The organism is Paucibacter sp. XJ19-41, assembly GCF_028462495.1.
In the GTDB taxonomy this organism is placed as follows: Bacteria; Pseudomonadota; Gammaproteobacteria; order Burkholderiales; family Burkholderiaceae_C; genus Roseateles_E.
On the sequence record NZ_JAQOWX010000239.1, the window covers coordinates 1 to 2,370 of the forward strand.

1 pseudogene is annotated in these 2,370 nt (G+C 72.7%); it reads right to left on the minus strand.

Annotated features, from left to right (window positions below):
- Positions 1-2,370, minus strand: a pseudogene (locus tag PO768_RS28515) (GH36-type glycosyl hydrolase domain-containing protein); the annotation flags it as partial.

Consider the following 2,370-nt stretch of genomic DNA (forward strand, 5'->3'; position numbering starts at 1 on the left):
CAGCTGGCGTGCGGCGTCCGGTGTCTCGGCCCAGCCGAGCAGCCAGGTCCGCTGCTCGGTCTGGCCGGGTGGCAGGTCCAGCGTGACGGCCAGCGCCGCGCAGGGGTCGAGGCCGGCGCCGCTGCGCTGGCCGAAATGATCGGGCAGCACCAGCCGGCCGCGCGCATCGAAGCATTCGCGCCGGTCGCAGCTCCAGTCGGGTAGCGCATCGGCCGGGCCGGCGAGGGCCAGAAAGGCCGTGCCCTCGCCCAGGCCGCCGGAGCGCTCGGGCTGGGTGGCCAGCAGCGCGCTGAGCTTGCAGGCGCCGTCCGGGCCGTCGGGCAGGCGCTGGCTGTGCAGCGCGGTGTGCACCGTGCCGCGGTCGCTGCGCTGCGCGCCCATCATCCATTCGGCGATGCCGATCAGGCGCAGCTGCTGGCGCTGGGCGCCGCGGTTGGTGATGCGCAGCTGCAGCTGCTTGACGGCCAGCTGCGGGTCGACGCACCAGTGTGCACTGACCTCCAGATCGCCGCGCCGGTGGCTGATGCGGGTGTAGCCCTGACCATGGGCGACGCGGTAGGCCACGCTCTGGTCGCCCCAGGCGCCGGCTGCCGTGCTCCAGACCTCCAGGCTGCGCAGATCCTGCAGCAGGAACCACTCGGACGGCGGGTCGGCCAGCGGATCGTTGGACCAGGCGGTCAGCTGGTTCATGCGGCTGTTGCGCGCCCAGCTGTGGCCGCCGCCGCCTTCGGAGACCTGGCAGCCGAACTCGGGGTTGGCCAGCACATTGATCCAGGGTCGCGGTGTCCGCATCGCGGCATCGACCTCAAAGCGGAACTCCTCGCCGCCCTGGGCGAAGCTGCCGCGCGCCGGCTGCGCCGGGCCGCCGCTGGCCACTTCCAGGGCCGAGGCCGAGACCTCCTGGCGGGCCGCCAGCGCCTGCTCATGCTGGGTGGTCCAGACCTGCAGATGGTGCAGCAGCGGCCGTCCATCGGCGTGCAGGCGCACCCGGGCCAGCTGCTGCAGGGTGCTGAGCTCGTCGGCCGACAGCTCCTCGGCGCGCAGCTGATGGAAGCCGGTGCTGGCGCTGGTGCTGACATGGGCATGGCTGCCCTCGCTGCCATGGCGCTCGCGCAGCGCGGCGATCTCGCGCTGCAAGGCCATCTGGTAGGACACCGGTTCGGCATTGACCACCACCAGATCGCAGGCCAGCCCGCCCCAGGCCCACAGCCGCAGCGCCTGGGCCAGCGTGCGCAGCAGGCCCACACCGGCCATCACGCCGGCCGTCACCAGTATCAGCGGCCGGTCGCCCGAGATGCCGAAGCGCCACAGCAGGCGCCGGTCACACACGCCCGGCAGGGCCAGCGGCCGGGTCAGGCTCAGCAGCAGCGCGGTGCTGAGGCTTTGCACCGCCGCGAAATGCTCGGGGCTGATGCGCAGCGCGCGCAGCCGGATGCCGGCCAAGGTGGCCGACATCAGCGAGGCGCGCTGCACATGGCTTTGCTGGTGGTATTTGTCGATCACCGCATGCAGGACGCCGGCATCGTCGCTGGCCGCGGTCGCGAAGGTCAGCACCGCCTTGGCATGCGGCGCGATGCGCAGACTCACGCCCAAGGCGCAGACCGGGTCCAGCCCGGTCTCCAGCGCCAGCGTGTCACCGCTGGCCGGCAGCGGCCGCAGCTGGGCCAGCGGCCGGTTGACCGCGCGGCTGCGGCCCAGCCACAGCGCGCGGTCGGTCTGCCCGCTGAGGCCCAGCAGCGCATGCTCGGTATGGGTCAGGAAATGCGCGGCATGCAGGCCGCGCTCGGTGGCCAAACGCGGCTTGCGCTCGAAGCACAGCGCCTGCTGGGCCGGCCGCCATTCGGCACGCACGAAGAGATTGCCGAAGGCCGGGTGCGCCTCGTCGGCGCGCGCCTCGGCCAGGCTCGGTTCGAAGGCCGAGATCAGTTCGATCTCCAGCAGCTTGTCGCCGGTATTGCGCAGCTCGACCTGGCGGAACTCGATATCGTCCTCGGGGCTGACCCAGACCGTGATCTGGCTTTGCAGATCGGGCCAGTCGGCCGACAGGCTGACCCGGTCGGCATGGAACAGCGCCTGGTACTGCGCGGCCGGGTCGGGCGCCGGGTGCTGGCTCAGCGAGACCGGCGCGGCGCCTGGCCGGCGGCGCAGATAGAAGAAGCTGCCATAGGCATCGCGCAGCGCATCGTCACGCCAGCGGCTGATGCCCTGGCGACCCCAGTGGCTGCTGCCGGCGCCGTTGGCGCGCAGCGAGACGCTGTAGCGCCCGTTCGACAGCAGATGTGTCGGCGCGATCGCCGCCATGCCCGGCAGCACCTCGCGCAGCAGGCCGGCGCTGCGCTCGGTGGCGGCCAGCGGCGGCGGGCCCGGGTC